Here is a 19,815-nt window from a genome sequence, read left to right on the forward strand (position 1 = left end):
TCTTCCTGTGAGAGGGAGGGGAAACCGTTATCCAATGCTAAACGGATCCGCATCCTGCCAGGCCGGAAACTTCTCGCGATATTCCTTCAGGGCCGTCAGTGACAACTCAGCATCAATGCGCGTTGCCTGATGCGGCTCGGCGGTGGCAATAATTTCACCCTGCGGGTTCACCACCCGGCTATCCCCCCGATAATGATGCCCGTTGCCATCGGTCCCCACGCGGTTACAGCCGACCACATACGCCTGGTTTTCAATGGCGCGTGCGACCAGCAGCGACTGCCAGTGCAGGGAGCGCGGGGCAGGCCAGTTGGCGACATACAGCGCCAGGTCGTAATCGTTGCGGTTGCGTGACCACACCGGGAAGCGCAGGTCGTAGCAAACCAGCGGCAGAATACGCCAGCCGCGCCATTCGAACACCACGCGCGCATCACCCGCTTCATAGTGATGATGTTCATCTGCCATGCGGAACAGGTGGCGTTTATCATAGAAATGCACTTTCCCTTCCGGCTCGACCAGCAGGAAGCGGTTGACCGGCCCGCGTTCAGTTTGCAGCGCAGCGCTGCCGGCAATCAGCGCATTGGTTTGCTGTGCTTTGGCGTGCATCCAGGCGACCACCTCTTGCTGTGGCATTGACTGTTGCGCCGCTTCCATGGCGAAGCCGGTAGTGAACATCTCCGGCAGGACAATCACATCACGCCCGGTAATGCCTTCCAGTTGACGATCAAAGTGGCGCAGGTTGGCAGGGCCGTCCATCCACACTAAAGGTTGCTGCAAAATCGAAATCTTCAGACCAGGCACAATTCAGACTCCTCAAACGACCACTTTTTGACACTGTAGCACGACATAAAGAGAAAATGTGGCAATAAAAAACCCCGCGCGTGGCGGGGTTTGTAGAAGCGAAACGCGTTATGCAGCTTCAGGTTTGCGGACCTTCTCCGGGAGCTTTACCGGCTGTGTCGCCAGCTCATCCGGGTCGAAATCATCCACGTTAATGCTGCGCAGACGGCTCTCTTCGGCTTTCACCAGCAGAGCGGCTTCATCATTGTTGATGATCCCGCCCGTCAGGGCCTGTTTCGCCAGTTCATCCAGGCGGGTGAACGGCAGGTTTTTGCCCAGCTGTTTGCAGATCTTCTGGTGGATGGGATCGGCAGCCATCACGTCCAGCAGCGCTTCTTCCAGCAGACCAACCGGGTTATGCGGCGTGGGAGCCAGATACTGACCGCGGCCGATACGGGAACGGGTTGCGCTCGGTACCTGCAGGATCTTCGCCACTTTGTGATCCAGTTTGTCAGACGGCGCCAGATGATGACGACCGGTCGGGAAGATCACCACGCGAAGGGCGCCTGCAACAAAGCGGTTCGGGAAGTTCGCCAGCAGATCGTCAATGGCCTGTTCCGCCTGATACATCGCATCCTGAACGCCCCAGTGAACCAGCGGCAGATCGGCTTCCTGACGGCCTTCATCGTCGTAGCGTTTCAGGACCGCAGAGGCCAGGAAGATTTGGCTCAGCACATCACCCAGACGGGCAGAGATACGCTCACGACGCTTCAGGCTACCGCCCAGCACCGCCATAGAAACATCTGACAGCAGAGCGAGGTTGGCGCTCAGGCGGTTAAGATGCTGGTAATAACGCTTGGTCGCATCACCGGTTGGCGTGGCGCTGGTAAGGCCGCGCGTCAGACCCAGCCAGAAGCTGCGCACCTTATTACTGCCCACGTGACCGATATGTTTGAACAGCAGCTTGTCGAAAGCATCCACGTCGTTATTCTGCGCGGCGGCCATCTCTTCCAGCACATAAGGATGGCAACGGATTGCCCCCTGGCCGAAGATCATCATGCTGCGGGTCAGGATGTTTGCCCCTTCAACGGTGATGGCAATCGGTGCGCCCTGGTAGCCGCGCGCCAGGAAGTTGCCCTCGCCGAGCATAATGCCTTTACCGCCCGCGATATCCATTGCATCAATGATTGACTGCTGTGCGCGGTGAGTACAGTGATACTTCACGATAGCTGACAGCACGGCCGGTTTTTCGCCCAGCATAATGCCGTAGGTAATCAGGGAGGCGGCAGCATCCATCACGTAGGCGTTGCCTGCGATACGTGCCAGCGGCTCTTCGATCCCTTCCATCTTGCCGATAGAGATTTTGAACTGACGGCGGATATGGGCGTATGCACCAATCCCCATCGCGACAGATTTCAAACCACCGGTCGAGTTCGACGGCAGGGTAATACCGCGGCCAACCGACAGACATTCCACCAGCATGCGCCAGCCCTGACCGGCCATTTTCGGACCACCGATGATGTAGTCAATCGGTACAAAGATATCCTTGCCGCGGGTTGGGCCGTTCTGGAACGGTACGTTCAGCGGGAAGTGGCGACGACCAATTTCAACGCCTGGGGTGGAGGTTGGGATCAGCGCACAGGTAATGCCCAGATCTTCTTCACCGCCCAGCAGTTTTTCCGGATCGGAGAGCTTAAAGGCCAGGCCCAGCACGGTCGCGATAGGGGCGAGCGTAATATAACGTTTGTTCCAGGTCAGGCGCATACCCAGCACCTGTTGACCCTGCCATTCACCCATGCAGACGACGCCGGTATCCGGGATCGCACCCGCATCGGAACCCGCTTCCGGGCTGGTCAGCGCGAAGCATGGAATTTCCTGGCCACGTGCCAGACGCGGCAGGTAGTGATCTTTCTGCTCTTCGGTACCGTAGTGTTGCAGCAGTTCACCCGGGCCTAACGAGTTCGGCACGCCAACGGTGATCGCCAGGATCCCGGAAACGCCTGCCAGTTTTTGCAGGACGCGGGCCTGAGCGTAAGCGGAAAACTCCAGACCGCCGTACTCTTTCTTAATGATCATCGCGAAGAAGCGGTGTTCTTTCAGATACGCCCACAGTTCTGGCGGCAGGTCCGCCATTTCATGGGTAATCGCGAAGTCATTTGCCATGCGGCACGCTTCTTCCACCGGACCATCAATAAAGGCCTGTTCTTCAGCGGTCAGACGCGGTTGCGGATAGTTGTGCAGCTTTTTCCAGTCCGGGTTGCCCTGGAACAGGTCTCCTTCCCACCAGGTGGTACCGGCATCAATCGCTTCTTTCTCCGTACGCGACATGGGCGGCATCACTTTGCGGAAGCCTTTGAACACCGGCGCGGAGATCATCGATTTACGCATCGGCGTAAAGTTAAACGGCAGAAGAATGATAGCCAGCGGGACTAAAAGCCAGATATTCCACAGGCCAGCGACGCCAAGCGCAGCCGTCCAGGCCAGCAGAATCAGACTGCTCAGGAATAAACTCACCCGGTGATAGAACAGCACACCGAGCAGAACAACGGTTGCGAGAATGCTCAAAATCATCATAAAGAAAAGCTCCCTTGCTTGTAGGAGGTCTGACCACTTGTGATGATATGGTTGTAGTTGATGTTATTTCCTTTAGCAATGTGTTTACAAAATAATTACAACCTGGTTCACATTGTTCAGGTTTAAGCCGGCACGAAAACGCAAAACGCCAGACGATTCGCATGGCTTTAGCTTCTCGCTTTTCCCGCTATCCGGTACACTCCACTGTGTTATTTCATCAATACTGAAGGATTATCCTCATGTACCAGGATCTTATTCGTAACGAACTGAACGAAGCGGCGGAAACGCTGGCTAACTTTCTGAAAGATGATGCCAATATTCACGCTATTCAGCGCGCAGCGGTCCTGCTGGCCGACAGTTTCAAGGCCGGCGGTAAAGTGCTCTCCTGTGGTAACGGTGGTTCCCACTGTGATGCGATGCACTTTGCAGAAGAGCTGACCGGGCGTTATCGTGAAAACCGTCCGGGCTACCCGGCGATTGCGATTTCCGATGTGAGCCACATTTCCTGCGTCAGTAACGATTTTGGTTATGACTATATCTTCTCTCGCTACGTTGAAGCCGTGGGCCGTGAAGGTGACGTGCTGCTGGGTATTTCGACGTCCGGAAACTCGGCTAACGTGATCAAAGCGATTGCCGCAGCGCGTGAAAAAGGGATGAAAGTCATCACCCTGACCGGTAAAGATGGCGGTAAGATGGACGGTACGGCGGATATCGAAATCCGTGTTCCACACTTCGGTTATGCTGACCGTATTCAGGAAATTCACATCAAAGTGATCCACATCCTGATCCAGCTGATCGAAAAAGAGATGGTTAAGTAAGACTTCGCTGGGGGCATGATTGCCCCCGCTGTTGTGGAGGTGATGTATGTGCGAATTGCTCGGGATGAGCGCCAATGTGCCAACCGATATCTGCTTTAGCTTCACCGGGCTCGTTCAGCGCGGCGGGGGCACCGGGCCGCATAAAGACGGCTGGGGCATTACCTTCTACGAAGGCAAAGGATGTCGCACATTCAAAGATCCCCAGCCCAGCTTTAATTCCCCGATTGCCAGACTGGTGCAGGACTATCCCATTAAGTCCCGCTCGGTGATTGCCCACATCCGTCAGGCAAACCGTGGGGAAGTGGCGCTGGAAAATACCCACCCGTTCACCCGCGAGCTGTGGGGCCGTCACTGGACCTACGCGCACAATGGCCAGCTCTCCGGCTATAAGTCGCTGGAGACGGGCAATTTCCGTCCGGTCGGTGAGACCGACAGCGAAAAAGCGTTTTGCTGGCTGCTGCACAAGCTGACGCAGCGTTATCCGCGCACGCCCGGCAACATGACCGCCGTCTTCAAATACATTGCGTCGCTGGCATCAGAACTGCGTGAGAGGGGCGTGTTCAACATGCTGCTGTCTGACGGGCGTTATGTGATGGCGTTCTGTTCGACCAATCTGTTCTGGATCACGCGCCGCGCGCCGTTTGGCGTCGCCAAGCTGCTCGATCAGGATGTGGAAATTGATTTTCAACGAGAGACCACACCGAATGATGTGGTCACAGTGATCGCGACCCAGCCGCTGACGGGCAACGAAACCTGGCAAAAGATTATGCCAGGCGAGTGGGTCTTATTTTGTCTCGGGGACCGAGTAGTTTGATGCCAGCTGCGGCTGGACGACTTCGTGGCTCAGCGGCTTGCTGACCACATAGCGGCCATCGACAACCGAGACAACCGGCGGCTTGTGCGTCTGCTCAAAGTAGTCGTAACCCGGTTTCAGCTGTTTCCAGAAATCCGCGTAGTAGGAGTACTTGTGACGCGCCATGTTGGCATCGGTCATGCGGAACGGGTAGATGCTGACCTGAACGTTCGGCTGACCAAAGACCAGTGCGCCGGTGACAAACTGGAAAATCTCATCAATGCCGGTATCGGTCATCGCATAACAGCCGATAGACACGCATGCACCGTGGATCATCAGGTATTTGCCTTCATAACCGTGGGCACGGTCATAGGCGTTCGGGAAGCCAATGTTAATGGCTTTATAAAAGCGGCTGTCAGGTTTTAGCTGGCTACGCTGAACGTTGTAAAACCCTTCCGGACTTTTGAAATCGCCCTGACGCTGTTTTGGCCCCAGACCACCGGAGTAGTTACAAATCTTGTAACTATCAAGCAGCTGATATGTCTCGCCCATTTTTACAAACAGATCGAGTGTGCGTTCTTCCTTGAAGATTTGAATATAAACCGGTGATCCCATTAACTGCTGTTTATATTCTTTGCTGACCGGCGTGGTTGAGCTATTGCTGCTGAGCAGCCCGGCAAACGATACGCACGGAATCAGGAGCATCGCAATGAACAATGCGATTTTACGCATACTACTAGTTCCTTGATAAAACTAAGACCAAATTGCCAGGACGGCAAAAGAGACCCGAAATCAGATTATTCTGTTAGGTGCGCTCACATTAGCACCGCCATAGATTTTCGCAAGAGCCGGACGGTGAGTTTACAAATTAGTTTTACTTTATAAACCATCAAAATCGCGTTGGCTCCAGGAACTTTGCGTAATACCTCGCACTTTAGCGCCTGCAACCGAGGTTTTGGTGCCCGAAAAACAGCGAAAATGGTACACTTCGCCCCCTCTGGATTGAAGTTCATGGAAGCTTGCTAACCACATGTTTAAAATCAGAAAAGGACTTGATCTGCCGATTGCAGGCGTGCCCGAGCCGCACGTTTCGCCTGGCGCAAGTGTCCGCCATGTCGCCATTTTGGGCGACGACTACCTGGGAATGCGTCCCTCAATGCTGGTGCAGGAAGGCGATCGCGTCATTAAAGGACAGGCGCTCTTCGAGGACAAAAAAAATCCTGGCGTTATGTTTACGGCCCCCGCGAGCGGTACCGTGGTGGCAATCAATCGCGGTGAACGTCGCGTCCTGCAGTCGGTGGTTATCCGTATTGAAGGCGACGAACAACGTGAGTTTTCCCGTTTCGACGCAGCAGACCTCGCCGCCCTGAGCCGGGAAGCCGTTCAGGCACAACTGCTGGCATCCGGCTTGTGGACGGCGTTTCGCACGCGACCTTTCAGCAAATCGCCTGTTCCGGATACGCTTCCGGCCGCTATTTTCGTCACTGCCATTGATACCAACCCGCTCAGCGCGGACCCGGAGCCCATTATTCTGGCGCAGCGTAACGCGTTTGATGCCGGGCTAACCGTGTTAACCCGTCTGACCTCGGGGAAGGTCCACGTCTGTCAGGCGGGCGGCGGCAAACTCGGGGGCCATCCGCAGGGGCAAGTTACGTTTAATGCGTTTGCAGGCCCGCACCCGGCGGGGTTAGTCGGAACGCATATCCACTTCCTGGAGCCGGTGAGCCTGACGAAACAGGTCTGGCATCTGAATTATCAGGACGTGATTGCCATTGGTAAGCTCTTTACCGCCGGTGAACTGTGCGCTGAACGGGTGATCGCCCTCGGCGGGCCACAGGCAGCAAATCCACGCCTGGTGAAAACGCTGCTGGGTGCGGACATTAATGAACTGCTTGCCGGTGAAACGAAAGAGGGTGAAAACCGCCTGATTTCTGGCTCGGTGCTCAGTGGCCGTCATGCGGCTGGCGCGCAGGCGTATCTTGGGCGCTTCCACCTGCAGGTCAGTGTGGTTCTGGAAGGTCGCGAGAAAGAGCTGTTCGGCTGGGTTCTGCCGGGCGCTGAGAAGTATTCCGTGACCCGCACCACCCTTGGGCACTTCCTGCGTCGCAAACTCTTTAATTTCTCGACCAGCACCCACGGCGGAGAGCGCGCCATGGTTCCGATTGGCAACTACGAGCGCGTTATGCCGCTGGATATTCTGCCAACTCTGCTGCTGCGCGATCTGCTGGCCGGCGACACCGACAGTGCCCAGGCGCTGGGGTGCCTCGAGCTTGACGAAGAAGATCTGGCGCTCTGTACCTATGTCTGTCCGGGAAAATACGAATATGGACCGGTATTGCGCGAGGTGTTAACCCGCATTGAGCAGGAAGGATAACTGATGGGCTTAAAACACCTCTTTGAAAAAATAGAGCCGCACTTTACGCACGGGAAGCTCAGGAAGTACTACCCGCTGTATGAAGCAACGGCGACCATTTTCTACACGCCGGGGCTGGTCACAAAAGGGGCGGCACACGTCCGCGATGCTATCGACCTCAAACGAATGATGATTCTGGTCTGGTTTGCGGTCTTCCCGGCCATGTTCTGGGGTATGTACAACGTTGGTCTGCAGACCATTCCGGCGCTGCATCATTTATATGATGCCACACAGCTGGCTCAGGTTATCCAGTCGGACTGGCACTACCGCCTGGCCCAGACGTTGGGCGTCAGCTTTGCAGCCGATGCCGGCTGGATAAGCATGATGACGCTGGGAGCCGTATTCTTCCTGCCAATCTACATCACGGTGTTTATCGTGGGTGGCTTCTGGGAAGTGCTGTTCGCCATCATTCGCAAACATGAGATCAACGAAGGCTTCTTCGTGACATCGATTCTGTTTGCCCTGATTGTTCCACCGACGCTGCCGCTCTGGCAGGCGGCACTGGGGATCAGTTTTGGCGTGGTGATTGCCAAGGAGATCTTCGGTGGCACCGGGCGCAACTTCCTCAACCCGGCGCTGGCCGGGCGAGCTTTCCTGTTCTTTGCGTATCCGGCGCAAATCTCGGGCGACCTGGTGTGGACGGCCGCGGATGGGTTCTCGGGTGCGACGCCGCTTTCACAGTGGGCCGCGCACGGGGGCGAAACGCTGGTTAACAACGCCACGGGTCAACCCGTGACCTGGCTGGATGCCTTTATTGGCAACATTCCCGGCTCTGTTGGGGAAGTTTCCACGCTGATGATTTTACTCGGTGGGGCCATCATTCTCTTCGGACGTGTTGCGTCGTGGCGCATTGTCGCAGGGGTAATGATTGGCATGGTGTTAACAGCCACGATGTTTAATTTCATCGGTTCCGCCACCAACCCGATGTTCTCCATGCCCTGGTACTGGCATCTGGTGCTGGGTGGGTTCGCTTTCGGCATGATGTTCATGGCTACCGATCCTGTCTCTGCGTCCTTTACCGACAAAGGTAAATGGAGCTATGGCGTACTCATTGGTGCGATGTGTGTCCTGATTCGTGTGGTCAACCCGGCTTATCCGGAAGGGATGATGTTGGCCATTCTGTTTGCCAATCTGTTTGCGCCGCTCTTCGACTATCTGGTCGTGCGCGCCAACATTAAGCGGAGGAAAGCGCGTGGCTGAAAGCAAAAATAACGACAGCATCGGCAAAACGCTGCTGGTGGTGCTGGTCCTTTGCCTGGTCTGTTCCATTGTCGTGGCTGGCTCTGCCGTGGGATTAAAACCACGGCAACAGGAGCAGCGTGCGCTGGATAAACAACGCAACATCCTGGCTGTGGCCGGGTTAATGCAGGAAGGGATGAGTACAGACGACGTGGCTGAACTCTTCGCGGAGCGCATTTCGGCGCGTCTGGTGGATTTAAAAACCGGCCAGTTGCTGGATAAAGACCCGACGAAATTTAACCAGGCACTGGCACTGAAAGACCCTGAGATGAGCCTGACGCTGGAGGCATCGCAAGATCCCGCTGGCATCAAGCGTCGCAGTAACCTCGCCGAAATTTACCTTGTGCGCGATGAGCAGAAGCGGGTGCAGGAGGTCGTGCTGCCGATATACGGTAACGGGCTGTGGTCGATGATGTACGCCTTTGTGGCACTCGATACGGATGGTCGCACGGTGAAAGGGATTACCTATTATGACCAGGGCGAAACGCCGGGGCTCGGCGGTGAGGTTGAAAACCCTAACTGGCGCGCGCAGTTTGTCGGCAAGAAAGTGCTCGACGATAACGGACTGCCTGCCCTGAAGGTGATGAAAGGGGCTGCGCGTCCGGGGGACGAATATGCCGTAGATGGGCTTTCCGGGGCAACGCTCACGTCAAAAGGGGTGCAGCACAGTTTTGATTTCTGGATGGGCGAGCTGGGCTTTGGTCCTTTCCTGAAAAACGTACGTGAAGGAGCGCTGAACAATGGCTGATACGGGTGAACTGAAAGAAGTCAAAAAGGTGTTCATTGGCCCGCTACTGGCGAATAACCCTATTACCTTACAGGTGCTGGGCGTCTGTTCGGCGCTGGCGGTCACGACAAAACTGGAAACCGCGCTGGTGATGACCGTCGCGGTCACGCTGGTGACGGCATTTTCCAGCATGTTTATCTCCATGATCCGCCACCACATCCCGAATAGCGTGAGGATCATTGTGCAGATGGCGATCATCGCATCGCTGGTGATCGTGGTCGATCAGCTATTGCGCGCTTTCGCGTATGAAACGTCAAAACAGCTCTCGGTGTTTGTCGGCCTGATTATCACCAACTGCATCGTGATGGGGCGTGCCGAAGCTTATGCGATGAAAATGCCTCCGCTGGCGAGCTTTATGGACGGGATCGGTAACGGTCTCGGTTACGGCGTTATCCTGCTGACCGTTGGGTTCCTGCGCGAGCTGATCGGCAGCGGTAAGCTGTTTGGCGTCACGGTGCTGGACACGGTACAAAACGGCGGCTGGTATCTGCCAAACGGACTCTTCCTGCTGGCCCCAAGCGCATTTTTCATTATCGGTTTGCTGATCTGGCTGATTCGTACCCTGAAGCCAGAACAGCAGGAAAAGGAGTAACCGACGATGGCTCATTACCTGAGTTTATTTGTGCGCGCGGTGTTTGTTGAAAACATGGCACTCGCGTTTTTCCTGGGCATGTGTACGTTTCTTGCCGTTTCCAAAAAGGTATCGACGGCGTTTGGTCTGGGTGTTGCGGTCACGGTGGTGCTCGGCTTATCTGTACCGATTAACAACCTGGTGTACAACTTTGTGCTGCGCGACGGTGCGCTGGTAGACGGTGTCGATCTCAGCTTCCTGAACTTCATCACCTTTATCGGTGTGATTGCGGCGCTGGTACAAATCCTGGAGATGATCCTCGACAGGTATTTCCCGTCGCTATACAACGCGCTGGGGATTTTTCTGCCGTTGATCGCGGTGAACTGCGCCATCTTTGGTGGCGTATCGTTTATGGTTCAGCGTGATTACAACTTCAGTGAATCCGTTGTGTATGGTTTCGGCTCCGGCATCGGCTGGATGCTGGCTATCGTCACCATGGCGGGGATCCGAGAAAAAATGAAATATGCCAATGTGCCTGCGGGTTTACGTGGCTTAGGGATCACCTTTATCACCACCGGGCTGATGGCGCTGGGCTTTATGTCCTTCTCCGGTGTGCAGCTATAAGGGCTAACAGATGGAAATTATTCTTGGCGTGGTGATGTTCACGCTGATTGTACTGGTGTTGTCAGGGCTGATTCTGGCGGCACGCGCGAAGCTGGTGAATTCCGGCGACGTGGTGATTGATATCAACGGTGAGCCGCAAAACCAGATCCGCACGCCGGCGGGGGATAAACTGCTCAATACGCTCTCCGGCAACGGGATCTTTGTCTCCTCAGCCTGCGGTGGCGGTGGCTCCTGCGGTCAGTGCCGCGTCACGGTGAAAGAGGGGGGAGGGGATATTCTGCCCACTGAGCTGGCGCATATCACGAAGCGTGAGGCAAAAGAGGGTTGCCGTCTGGCCTGCCAGGTCGCGGTGCGCCAGGACATGAAAATTGAGCTGCCGGAAGAGATCTTCGGGGTCAAAAAATGGGAGTGTGAAGTTATCTCTAACGATAACAAAGCGACTTTCATTAAAGAGCTGAAGCTGCGCGTGCCGGAAGGGGAAGATGTTCCGTTCCGGGCAGGGGGATACATCCAGATTGAGTGCCCGGATCACACCGTGGCGTATGCGGACTTCGACGTTCCGGATGAGTACCGTGCCGACTGGGACAAATTCAATCTTTTCCGTTTTGTGTCTGACGTTAAAGAACCGACGCTTCGCGCCTACTCAATGGCCAACTACCCGGACGAGAAGGGCATCATTATGCTCAACGTGCGTATCGCCACGCCGCCGCCGAATGTGCCTGATGCACCCCCGGGCGTCATGTCGTCGTATATCTGGTCCCTGAAACCGGGAGATAAGGTGACCATCTCCGGTCCGTTTGGCGAGTTCTTTGCTAAAGAGACCGAGGCTGAAATGGTCTTTATCGGTGGTGGCGCGGGCATGGCACCGATGCGTTCGCACATTTTTGACCAGCTCAAGCGCCTCGGAAGCAAGCGCAAAATCAGCTTCTGGTACGGGGCACGCTCGCTGCGAGAGATGTTCTATGATGATGAGTTTGAGCAACTGGCGCGTGAAAACCCAAACTTCACCTTCCATGTGGCCCTCTCCGATCCGCAACCGGAAGATAACTGGACCGGCCACACGGGGTTCATCCACAACGTGCTTTATGAAAACTACCTCAAGCAGCATCCTGCGCCAGAGGATTGCGAATTTTACATGTGTGGGCCGCCAGTGATGAACGCTGCAGTCATTAAGATGCTAAAAGATCTGGGTGTGGAAGATGAGAACATCCTGCTGGATGACTTCGGGGGGTGATGATGCTGACGTTTCTGGCAACTTTCGCGGTTTTTTTGCTTGTTGTACTCGGCTTGTCTCTGGGCTGGATCATAAAGCGTAAAAGCATTCAGGGCAGCTGTGGTGGTATCTCCGCGCTCGGGATGGAAAAAGTGTGCGACTGCCCCGAACCCTGCGATGCCCGTAAAAAACGCATGGCGCGCGAGGCCCGGCGGATCCTGTAGTGAGTCCGGTGTTTTCCCTCTTCCAGGAGGAGAGGGGAAACACACTTCTCAATCCTCATTTCATTACTGTATACTTATCCAGTAATGAGTGAGGGCTTACTATGCGCAAAATTATCCATGTCGATATGGACTGCTTTTTTGCCGCAGTGGAAATGCGTGACAATCCGGCGCTGCGGGATATACCTATTGCGATTGGCGGTAGCCGTGTCCAGCGCGGTGTGATCAGCACCGCCAACTACCCTGCGCGCAAATTTGGCGTGCGCAGCGCTATGCCAACTGCCATGGCGCTAAAGCTGTGCCCTCATCTCACGTTATTGCCCGGCCGATTTGAAGCCTACAAAGAAGCCTCCCTGCATATCCGCGAGATCTTCTCTCGCTATACCTCGCTGATTGAACCTCTGTCGCTGGACGAAGCCTACCTGGATGTCACTGACAGCCTGCACTGCCACGGCTCCGCAACGTTAATGGCGCAGGAGATCCGCCGGACTATCTTCAACGAGCTCAATCTGACCGCTTCCGCAGGCGTCGCACCGGTGAAATTCCTCGCCAAAATAGCGTCTGATTTGAATAAACCCGATGGTCAGTACGTCATCACTCCGGAAGAGGTTCCGGCGTTTTTAAAAACGCTGCCGCTCGGCAAAATCCCCGGCGTGGGGAAAGTGTCTGCTGCAAAGCTGGAAAGTATGGGATTACGGACCTGTGAAGATGTACAGCGAAGCGATCTGGCCATGCTGCTTAAGCGTTTCGGTAAGTTTGGTCGCGTGCTGTGGGAGCGCAGTCAGGGAATTGATGAGCGCAGCGTGAGCAATGAGCGGCTGCGTAAATCGGTCGGGGTTGAACGCACGCTGATGGAAGACATCCATGACTGGTCCGAGTGTGAAGTCATTATCACTGACCAACTTTATCCCGAACTGGAGCGGCGGTTAGCGAAAGTAAAACCCGATCTGCTGATTGCCCGTCAGGGCGTTAAGCTGAAGTTTAACGATTTCCAGCAGACGACGCAGGAGCATGTCTGGCCGCGACTGAATAAAGACGATCTTATCGCCACTGCGAGAAAAGCCTGGGAAGAGCGGCGGGCAGGGCGGGGAGTGAGGCTGGTGGGGTTACACGTGACGCTGCTGGACCCGCAACTGGAGCGGCAGCTGGTATTGGGGTTATAGCAGGCGGATTTGTCAGCCCGGCAGGCAACGTGCTACCGGGCATCATACGGCGAATTACTTAGCAGGGATCGCTTTCAGCAGTTCAGTCAGCAGAGTCCAGTAATGACCCACGCTTTCAATATGAACCTGCTCATCTGGCGAGTGCGGACCGGTAATGGTTGGCCCGATAGACACCATGTCCATGTTCGGATACGGTTTCTTGAACAGACCACACTCCAGACCGGCGTGGATCACCTGAATGTTCGGGGTACTGTTGAACAGACGCTGGTAAGTTTCACGCACCAGCGCCATCACCGGGGAACTTGCATCCGGCTGCCAGCCTGGGTAGCTACCTTTTGCGGAGGTGTGCGCACCCGCCAGTTTACCCAGAGACTCCAGCATGCTCACCACATACTCTTTACCGCTGTCGATAAGCGAGCGGATCAGGCAGATGATCTCCGCGCTGTCATCACTCATGGTGACCACGCCCACGTTCAGGGAGGTTTCAACCACGCCTTTCGCGACGTCTGAATTACGAATTACGCCGTTTGGCGTCGCGTTCAGCAGCTGAACGAAGGCGTCACGAGACGGGGAGGTCAGTGCCGCTTTGTCGGTAGTCACGGACTCCAGCACCACGGTCAGGTTCTTCTCTTTCGCTGACAGTTCGTTTTTCAGGATATCCAGGTATACGCTGGAAAGCTTTTTCAGCTCGTCAGCTTTAGCTGCGGGTACTGCCACGGTCGTGAAGGCTTCACGCGGAATGGCATTGCGCAGCGTGCCACCGTTGAAATCCACCAGACGCAGATCCAGCTCAGCCGCGTGGCCAGCCAGGAAGCGTGCCAGCAGTTTGTTGGCGTTGCCCAGACCCAGGTGAATATCACCACCGGAGTGACCGCCTTTCAGCCCTTTCAGCGTCAGCTTGAAGGTCTGGAAACCAGAAGGGATCGCTTCGCGGGACAGTGGCAGGGTCGTGATGAAATCAATCCCGCCGGCGCAGCCCATGTAGATCTCACCCTCTTCTTCAGAGTCGGTGTTGATCAGAATGTCCGCCTGCAGCCAGTTCGCCTGCAGACCGAACGCGCCGTCCATGCCTGCTTCTTCCGTCATGGTCAGCAGCACTTCCAGCGGACCGTGTTCAACGCTGTCGTCCGCCAGGACGGCCAGAGCAGACGCCATACCAATGCCGTTATCTGCACCAAGGGTCGTGCCGCGCGCTTTCACCCAGTCGCCATCGATGTAAGGCTGTATAGGGTCTTTGGTGAAGTCGTGAACGGTGTCGTTGTTTTTCTGTGGAACCATGTCCAGGTGCGCCTGCAGCACAACCGGTTTACGGTTTTCCATGCCTGCGGTCGCCGGTTTGCGGATCAGAATGTTGCCAACCTGGTCGCGTTCAGCATGCAGACCTTTTTCCTTCGCCCAGCCCATAATATGTTCGGCAAGCTGTTCTTCATGGTAGGAAGGGTGGGGAATGGAACAGATTTTGGCAAAAATATCCCACAGTGGCTGTGGAGATAATTGAGACAGTTCAGACACGATAAGTCTCCTTGTCGATGCCCTGCAAAGCGAGTTGCAGGTCACAGGGTTAGCAGGTTAATAGTTACCACAAGACAGGCTTGCGAGATGCAACTGAGAATACCACTTTCTCCGGTGGCTGGTAGCATAAAGCATGTAAAAACTCAGGCTCCGGGCGCTAAACACTGGTTTTTAGTGCGTCAGATCTCTATAATCTCGCGCAACCTATTTCCCCCTCGAACACTTTTTAAGCCGTATACAAACAGGCTGGGACACTTCACATGAGCGAAAAATACGTCGTCACCTGGGACATGTTGCAGATTCACGCACGCAAACTGGCTGCGCGTCTGATGCCTTCCGAACAGTGGAAAGGCATTATTGCCGTCAGCCGTGGCGGTCTGGTACCGGGGGCGCTGCTGGCACGTGAGCTGGGTATTCGTCATGTCGATACCGTATGCATCTCCAGCTATGACCATGACAACCAGCGTGAGCTGACCGTGCTGAAACGTGCGGAAGGCGACGGTGAAGGCTTCATCGTTATCGACGACCTGGTTGATACCGGCGGTACCGCGGTGGCTATCCGCGAAATGTATCCAAAAGCCCACTTCGTCACCATCTTCGCGAAGCCAGCAGGCCGTCCGCTGGTTGACGATTACGTGATTGATATCCCTCAGGATACCTGGATTGAACAGCCATGGGATATGGGCGTGGTATTCGTACCGCCAATCTCTGGTCGTTAATTCTCTCACGCACTTATTTAACGCCCGGTGATACCGGGCGTTGTTTTTTTTAGTCTGACGCGCGTTACAATGGTCTCTATATGACGTATTCATGGAGGCAACGTAATGACGCAGGCGAATCTCACCGAGACTCTCTTCAAACCCCGTTTCAAACATCCTGAAACGTCGACGCTGGTGCGCCGGTTTAATCCGGGGACCATGCCTGCCGTCCAGTCTGCATTAGACGGTAAAAACGTGCCCCACTGGTACCGCATGATTAACCGTCTGATGTGGATCTGGCGCGGTATTGATCCCCGTGAAATCCTTGATGTGCAGGCGCGTATCGTAATGAGCGAAGCCGAGCGCACCGACAGTGAACTCTACGATACGGTCGTGGGTTATCGCGGGGGAAACTGGATCTACGAATGGTCTAAACAGGCGATGCTCTGGCAGCAAAAAGCCAGCCAGGAAGAGGACGCCACGCTCAGCGGCAAACACTGGCTGCATGCGGCCAACCTCTATGCTATTGCCGCATACCCCCATTTGAAAGGTGATGAGCTGGCCGAGCAGGCTCAGGCGCTGGCGAATCGCGCCTACGAAGAGGCCGCTCAACGCTTACCGGGCCGGATGCGCGAGCTGGAGTTTACCATCCCGGGTGGCGCGCCCGTCACCGGGTTCCTGCATATGCCAGAAGGCGAAGGCCCGTTCCCGACTGTTCTGATGTGCGGCGGGCTGGATTCACTGCAAATCGACTATTACAGCCTGTATGAGCGTTACTTCGCACCAAAAGGGATCGCGATGCTGACGCTGGATATGCCCTCAATTGGCTTTTCATCCAAATGGAAACTGACTCAGGACTCGAGTCTTCTGCACCAGCATGCATTAAAAGCGCTGGAAAACATTCCATGGGTTGACCACACGCGTGTTGCTGCATTTGGCTTCCGCTTTGGCGCCAACGTCGCCGTACGTCTGGCTTACCTTGAAGCTTCACGCCTGAAGGCCGTCGCCTGTCTCGGCCCGGTGGTGCACGCTCTGCTCAGCGATCCGACCCGGCAGGGCCGCGTGCCGGAAATGTACCTTGATGTGTTGGCCAGCCGCCTTGGCATGCATGATGCATCAGACGAAGCGCTGCGCGTTGAACTCAATCGTTACTCGCTAAAAACGCAGGGGTTGCTGGGACGGCGTTGCCCTACGCCGATGATGTCAGGGTACTGGAAAAACGATCCCTTCAGTCCCGAAGAGGAGTCACGCTTAATCACTTCGTCATCTGCGGATGGCAAATTGCTTGAGGTACCGTTCAGCCCGGTGTACCAGAATTTTGACAAAGCATTGAGAGAGATCACACGCTGGATCGCGCAGAGATTGTGTTAATAGATTGCTAAATTTTGCTGGTTTGGTAAAACAGTGGCTTCACAAAAGGAGATCGCAATGACGTTACCGAGTGGACACCCGAAAAGTAGACTGATCAAGAAGTTTATGGCTCTCGGCCCGTATATTCGAGAAGAGCAGTGTGAAGAAAATCGCTTTTTTTTCGACTGCCTGGCTGTATGCGTCAACGTGAAGCCTGCACCCGAAAAACGTGAATTCTGGGGCTGGTGGATGGAAATGGAAGCGGAAGAAAAACGTTTTACGTATAGCTACCAGTTCGGCCTGTTTAATAAAGACGGCTACTGGCAAACAGCCCCAATCAAAGACCAGGAAGTGATCGACCGCCTGGAGCATACTTTGAAAGAGTACCTCGAAAAGGCAAGAGCACTGCTGGCCACCCTGGATCTGAAGCTTGAACCCGCGGATAACTTTTCCAGCGAAGCGGTTAAGCTGACGGCGTAATCGCGATATTTCTCCCTCTCTCTTCGCGAGGGATGGGGTGAGGGCAGTAAACCCGACCCCCTCCAGGCAAAAAAAATCCCGGCATCTGCGCCGGGATTTTTTATTTCAACAATATCAGAACTGATAGGTCATACCCAGAGCAACGATGTCATCGCTGCTCACGCCCAGTTTATTGTCGTCATCAATCTGGTTGATTTTATAATCAACAAACGCTGACATATTCTTGTTGAAATAATAGGTCGCGCCCACGTCGATGTATTTCACCAGATCTTCGTCACCCACACCTTCGATATCCTTGCCTTTAGACTGGACATAACCCAGGGACGGACGCAGACCGAAATCGAACTGGTATTGTGCAACAACTTCAAAGTTCTGAGCCTTATTCGCAAAACCACCCGAAATTGGGGTCATATTGCGGGTTTCAGAGTACATCGCAGCCAGGTAAATATCGTTAGCGTCATATTTCAGACCGGTTGCCCATGCTTCCGCTTTTTTACCTTCACCGCGCGTCAGCAGGTTTTGTGCGTTAGTACGGTCAGAGTTGGTGTAGGCACCGCTGACGGCGAAGTCGCTGCCACCGAAGTCATAGGTCAGAGAGGTACCGAAACCGTCACCGTTCTGTTTTTTGACATCGCGGTTTTCGTTTTTGCCCTGATACTGCAGGGTCATATCCAGGCCATCAACCGCACCGAAGAAGTCGGTGTTACGGTAGGTGGCAAGACCGCTCGCACGTTTGGTCATGAAGTTATCAGTCTGGGCTGAAGAGTCACCGCCGAACTCAGGGAACATATCGGTCCAGGCTTCAACGTCGTACAGCGCACCCAGGTTACGACCGTAATCCAGAGAGCCAATGTCTTTCAGTTTCAGACCAGCAAACGCCAGACGCGTTTTCTGTGTAGAGTCGCTTTCTGCTTTGTTACCGGCAAATTCAGCTTCCCAACGGCCATAGCCCGTCAGCTGATCGTTAATCTGTGTTTCGCCTTTAAAACCGAAACGGACGTAAGTCTGGTCACCATCTTTAGTGTCATCATCGCTGATGTAGTGCATTGCTTTAACTTTGCCGTATACGTCCAGTTTATTACCGTTTTTATTATAAACTTCGGCTGCGTGTACAGATGCGGAAGCCACAACGCCCATTACCACTAATGCCAGTGTGCTCTTTTTCATTTTCGATCCTGTCTTATAAACGCGCTAAAAAAATTCGCTGGACGATAAGCTCATGCTTAAGTCCCGTGAAAAAACAGAAAGGGTTTTAACGTTACGCAATGAAACTTTTATGACAAATTAAGAATAATTTTAAAAAACTGTGATTTATTATTTCGGTAATAAAACTGTCAAATTTTGCCGCTACGCTTCCTGATCCCGCGCAACAAAGTGTTTCGCGATGTGCTAAGGCAGTTGGCAACGGGGCTGACACCTGTTAAAACGTTCGTTTGACATCATTTTCCCTTATCGTTGAACGGCAGAGAATCATGAGTGACAGCCAGACGCTGGTGGTAAAACTCGGTACCAGTGTTTTAACAGGCGGATCGCGCCGCCTTAATCGCGCCCACATTGTTGAGCTTGTACGTCAGTGCGCTCAGTTGCATGCCGCAGGGCATCGTATTGTAATTGTGACCTCCGGGGCGATTGCCGCCGGGCGTGAACACCTGGGTTACCCCGAACTCCCCGCGACGATCGCCTCGAAACAGCTGCTGGCCGCCGTGGGACAAAGCCGACTCATTCAACTCTGGGAACAGCTGTTTTCTATCTATGGCATCCACGTCGGGCAGATGCTGCTGACGCGTGCGGATATGGAAGACCGGGAGCGTTTCCTGAACGCGCGCGATACGCTGCGTGCGCTGCTGGATAACAACATCGTTCCCGTCATTAACGAAAACGATGCCGTTGCCACCGCTGAAATCAAAGTGGGTGATAACGATAACCTCTCGGCGCTGGCCGCGATTCTGGCAGGCGCTGATAAATTACTGCTCCTGACAGACCAGCAGGGGCTCTTCACCGCCGACCCGCGTTCAAATCCAGATGCTGAACTGATTACCGATGTACACGGTATCGACGATGCGCTACGCGCCATCGCAGGTGACAGCGTTTCAGGCCTCGGGACCGGCGGGATGGGGACCAAGCTGCAGGCTGCTGACGTGGCATGCCGTGCCGGTATCGACACCATCATTGCCGCGGGCAGCCGTCCAGGCGTGATTGGCGACGTGATGGAAGGCATCTCCGTGGGAACCCGCTTCCACGCGCAGGCCTCCCCGCTGGAGAACCGTAAACGCTGGATCTTTGGCGCACCGCCGGCAGGCGAACTCACCGTTGATGAAGGGGCGACCGCCGCAATTCTGGAAAGAGGGAGCTCATTACTTCCTAAAGGAATTAAAAGCGTGACAGGCAACTTCTCACGTGGTGAAGTGATCCGTATCCGTAATCTCGAAGGTCGTGACATCGCCCACGGCGTAAGCCGCTACAACAGCGATGCCCTGCGCCGTATTGCGGGTCACCATTCACAGCAGATCGACGCCATTTTGGGCTATGAATATGGCCCGGTTGCCGTGCATCGTGATGACATGATTATTCGTTAAGGAGCC

19 protein-coding genes are annotated in these 19,815 nt (G+C 54.8%); 14 read left to right on the plus strand and 5 right to left on the minus strand.

Annotated elements, in window-relative coordinates; translation table 11 throughout:
* Nucleotides 1-27: 27 nt before the first annotated feature.
* Both HV340_RS04130 and fadE read right to left on the minus strand, forming a co-directional pair.
* The gene (locus tag HV340_RS04130) at nucleotides 28-798 is read right to left on the minus strand and encodes an amidohydrolase (protein WP_014168753.1); all 771 of its coding nucleotides are present in this window, start codon (nucleotides 796-798) and stop codon (nucleotides 28-30) included.
* Nucleotides 799-906: 108 nt separating this feature from the next.
* The gene (gene fadE, locus HV340_RS04135) at nucleotides 907-3,351 is read right to left on the minus strand and encodes an acyl-CoA dehydrogenase FadE (protein WP_014168754.1); all 2,445 of its coding nucleotides are present in this window, start codon (nucleotides 3,349-3,351) and stop codon (nucleotides 907-909) included.
* 239 nt (nucleotides 3,352-3,590) lie between these two features.
* On the opposite strand from fadE, the gene lpcA reads away from it, so the two are divergent.
* Nucleotides 3,591-4,169, plus strand: a complete 579-nt coding sequence (lpcA, locus tag HV340_RS04140; protein WP_014168755.1) for a D-sedoheptulose 7-phosphate isomerase — start codon at nucleotides 3,591-3,593, stop codon at nucleotides 4,167-4,169.
* 46 nt (nucleotides 4,170-4,215) lie between these two features.
* Nucleotides 4,216-4,983, plus strand: coding sequence for a class II glutamine amidotransferase (locus HV340_RS04145; RefSeq protein ID WP_059306442.1), 768 nt, complete (start codon nucleotides 4,216-4,218; stop codon nucleotides 4,981-4,983).
* Here HV340_RS04145 and dpaA read toward each other — a convergent pair.
* Nucleotides 4,954-5,694, minus strand: a complete 741-nt coding sequence (gene dpaA / locus HV340_RS04150; protein ID WP_014168757.1) for a peptidoglycan meso-diaminopimelic acid protein amidase — start codon at nucleotides 5,692-5,694, stop codon at nucleotides 4,954-4,956. The two genes, HV340_RS04145 and dpaA, sit on opposite strands and share 30 nt — an antisense overlap.
* 298 nt (nucleotides 5,695-5,992) lie before the next feature.
* On the opposite strand from dpaA, the gene HV340_RS04155 reads away from it, so the two are divergent.
* The 8 genes from HV340_RS04155 (at nucleotide 5,993) to dinB (ending at nucleotide 13,193) form a co-directional block, all read left to right on the plus strand.
* Entirely contained in the window at nucleotides 5,993-7,336 is a 1,344-nt protein-coding gene (locus HV340_RS04155) for a Na(+)-translocating NADH-quinone reductase subunit A (protein ID WP_049022690.1), read from the plus strand.
* A 3-nt stretch (nucleotides 7,337-7,339) separates the two neighbouring features.
* On the plus strand, nucleotides 7,340-8,575 hold the full coding sequence (locus HV340_RS04160; protein WP_063925441.1) for an NADH:ubiquinone reductase (Na(+)-transporting) subunit B: 1,236 nt from the start codon (nucleotides 7,340-7,342) through the stop codon (nucleotides 8,573-8,575).
* Nucleotides 8,568-9,362 (plus strand): Na(+)-translocating NADH-quinone reductase subunit C, encoded by a 795-nt coding sequence (locus tag HV340_RS04165; protein ID WP_020882789.1) that lies wholly within the window; start codon nucleotides 8,568-8,570, stop codon nucleotides 9,360-9,362. Before HV340_RS04160 ends, HV340_RS04165 begins: the two co-directional genes overlap by 8 nt.
* Entirely contained in the window at nucleotides 9,355-9,993 is a 639-nt protein-coding gene (locus tag HV340_RS04170; protein ID WP_181216299.1) for an NADH:ubiquinone reductase (Na(+)-transporting) subunit D, read from the plus strand. The genes HV340_RS04165 and HV340_RS04170 overlap by 8 nt, the downstream gene beginning before the upstream one ends.
* Nucleotides 9,994-9,999: 6 nt before the next feature.
* Complete coding sequence (nqrE, locus tag HV340_RS04175; RefSeq protein WP_014168762.1) at nucleotides 10,000-10,596, plus strand: NADH:ubiquinone reductase (Na(+)-transporting) subunit E; 597 nt, start codon at nucleotides 10,000-10,002, stop codon at nucleotides 10,594-10,596.
* A 10-nt stretch (nucleotides 10,597-10,606) separates the two neighbouring features.
* Nucleotides 10,607-11,830 carry an NADH:ubiquinone reductase (Na(+)-transporting) subunit F gene (gene nqrF / locus HV340_RS04180; RefSeq protein WP_020882788.1) on the plus strand — a complete coding sequence of 408 codons (1,224 nt, stop codon included), beginning with the start codon at nucleotides 10,607-10,609 and terminating at the stop codon, nucleotides 11,828-11,830.
* A complete protein-coding gene (gene nqrM / locus HV340_RS04185) occupies nucleotides 11,830-12,033 on the plus strand; it encodes a (Na+)-NQR maturation NqrM (RefSeq protein ID WP_181216300.1) in 204 nt (67 codons plus the stop codon). The genes nqrF and nqrM overlap by 1 nt, the downstream gene beginning before the upstream one ends.
* Nucleotides 12,034-12,134: 101 nt before the next feature.
* Nucleotides 12,135-13,193, plus strand: coding sequence for a DNA polymerase IV (gene dinB / locus HV340_RS04190; RefSeq protein WP_181216301.1), 1,059 nt, complete (start codon nucleotides 12,135-12,137; stop codon nucleotides 13,191-13,193).
* Between the two features lie 54 nt (nucleotides 13,194-13,247).
* Here the strand turns inward: dinB and pepD are convergent, their stop codons facing one another.
* Nucleotides 13,248-14,705 (minus strand): cytosol nonspecific dipeptidase, encoded by a 1,458-nt coding sequence (pepD, locus tag HV340_RS04195; protein ID WP_181216302.1) that lies wholly within the window; start codon nucleotides 14,703-14,705, stop codon nucleotides 13,248-13,250.
* Nucleotides 14,706-14,965: 260 nt separating this feature from the next.
* On the opposite strand from pepD, the gene gpt reads away from it, so the two are divergent.
* The 3 genes from gpt (at nucleotide 14,966) to crl (ending at nucleotide 17,233) form a co-directional block, all read left to right on the plus strand.
* Complete coding sequence (gpt, locus tag HV340_RS04200; RefSeq protein ID WP_010427903.1) at nucleotides 14,966-15,424, plus strand: xanthine phosphoribosyltransferase; 459 nt, start codon at nucleotides 14,966-14,968, stop codon at nucleotides 15,422-15,424.
* A 105-nt stretch (nucleotides 15,425-15,529) separates the two neighbouring features.
* Nucleotides 15,530-16,774, plus strand: coding sequence for an esterase FrsA (gene frsA, locus HV340_RS04205; RefSeq protein WP_014168767.1), 1,245 nt, complete (start codon nucleotides 15,530-15,532; stop codon nucleotides 16,772-16,774).
* A gap of 57 nt (nucleotides 16,775-16,831) precedes the next feature.
* Complete coding sequence (crl, locus tag HV340_RS04210; protein ID WP_020882784.1) at nucleotides 16,832-17,233, plus strand: sigma factor-binding protein Crl; 402 nt, start codon at nucleotides 16,832-16,834, stop codon at nucleotides 17,231-17,233.
* Nucleotides 17,234-17,347: 114 nt separating this feature from the next.
* Here crl and phoE read toward each other — a convergent pair whose 3' ends face one another.
* A complete protein-coding gene (gene phoE, locus HV340_RS04215) occupies nucleotides 17,348-18,400 on the minus strand; it encodes a phosphoporin PhoE (RefSeq protein ID WP_014168769.1) in 1,053 nt (350 codons plus the stop codon).
* 305 nt (nucleotides 18,401-18,705) lie between these two features.
* Between phoE and proB the strand changes: the two genes are divergently transcribed.
* Nucleotides 18,706-19,809 carry a glutamate 5-kinase gene (proB, locus tag HV340_RS04220; RefSeq protein WP_020882782.1) on the plus strand — a complete coding sequence of 368 codons (1,104 nt, stop codon included), beginning with the start codon at nucleotides 18,706-18,708 and terminating at the stop codon, nucleotides 19,807-19,809.
* Nucleotides 19,810-19,815: the final 6 nt, after the last annotated feature.

Source organism: Enterobacter sp. RHBSTW-00975 (assembly GCF_013615235.1).
Taxonomy (GTDB): domain Bacteria; phylum Pseudomonadota; class Gammaproteobacteria; order Enterobacterales; family Enterobacteriaceae; genus Enterobacter; species Enterobacter ludwigii.

Bases quoted from the DNA above. Each gene is read 5' to 3' on its own strand.
- frsA (WP_014168767.1), top strand. From the start codon at position 15,530: ATGACGCAGGCGAATCTCACCGAGACTCTCTTCAAACCCCGTTTCAAA.
- nqrM (WP_181216300.1), top strand. From the start codon at position 11,830: ATGATGCTGACGTTTCTGGCAACTTTCGCGGTTTTTTTGCTTGTTGTA.
- lpcA (WP_014168755.1), top strand. From the start codon at position 3,591: ATGTACCAGGATCTTATTCGTAACGAACTGAACGAAGCGGCGGAAACG.
- gpt (WP_010427903.1), top strand. From the start codon at position 14,966: ATGAGCGAAAAATACGTCGTCACCTGGGACATGTTGCAGATTCACGCA.
- proB (WP_020882782.1), top strand. From the start codon at position 18,706: ATGAGTGACAGCCAGACGCTGGTGGTAAAACTCGGTACCAGTGTTTTA.
- HV340_RS04160 (WP_063925441.1), top strand. From the start codon at position 7,340: ATGGGCTTAAAACACCTCTTTGAAAAAATAGAGCCGCACTTTACGCAC.
- HV340_RS04145 (WP_059306442.1), top strand. From the start codon at position 4,216: ATGTGCGAATTGCTCGGGATGAGCGCCAATGTGCCAACCGATATCTGC.
- nqrE (WP_014168762.1), top strand. From the start codon at position 10,000: ATGGCTCATTACCTGAGTTTATTTGTGCGCGCGGTGTTTGTTGAAAAC.
- phoE (WP_014168769.1), bottom strand. From the start codon at position 18,400: ATGAAAAAGAGCACACTGGCATTAGTGGTAATGGGCGTTGTGGCTTCC.
- HV340_RS04170 (WP_181216299.1), top strand. From the start codon at position 9,355: ATGGCTGATACGGGTGAACTGAAAGAAGTCAAAAAGGTGTTCATTGGC.
- nqrF (WP_020882788.1), top strand. From the start codon at position 10,607: ATGGAAATTATTCTTGGCGTGGTGATGTTCACGCTGATTGTACTGGTG.
- fadE (WP_014168754.1), bottom strand. From the start codon at position 3,351: ATGATGATTTTGAGCATTCTCGCAACCGTTGTTCTGCTCGGTGTGCTG.
- crl (WP_020882784.1), top strand. From the start codon at position 16,832: ATGACGTTACCGAGTGGACACCCGAAAAGTAGACTGATCAAGAAGTTT.
- dinB (WP_181216301.1), top strand. From the start codon at position 12,135: ATGCGCAAAATTATCCATGTCGATATGGACTGCTTTTTTGCCGCAGTG.
- HV340_RS04155 (WP_049022690.1), top strand. From the start codon at position 5,993: ATGTTTAAAATCAGAAAAGGACTTGATCTGCCGATTGCAGGCGTGCCC.
- dpaA (WP_014168757.1), bottom strand. From the start codon at position 5,694: ATGCGTAAAATCGCATTGTTCATTGCGATGCTCCTGATTCCGTGCGTA.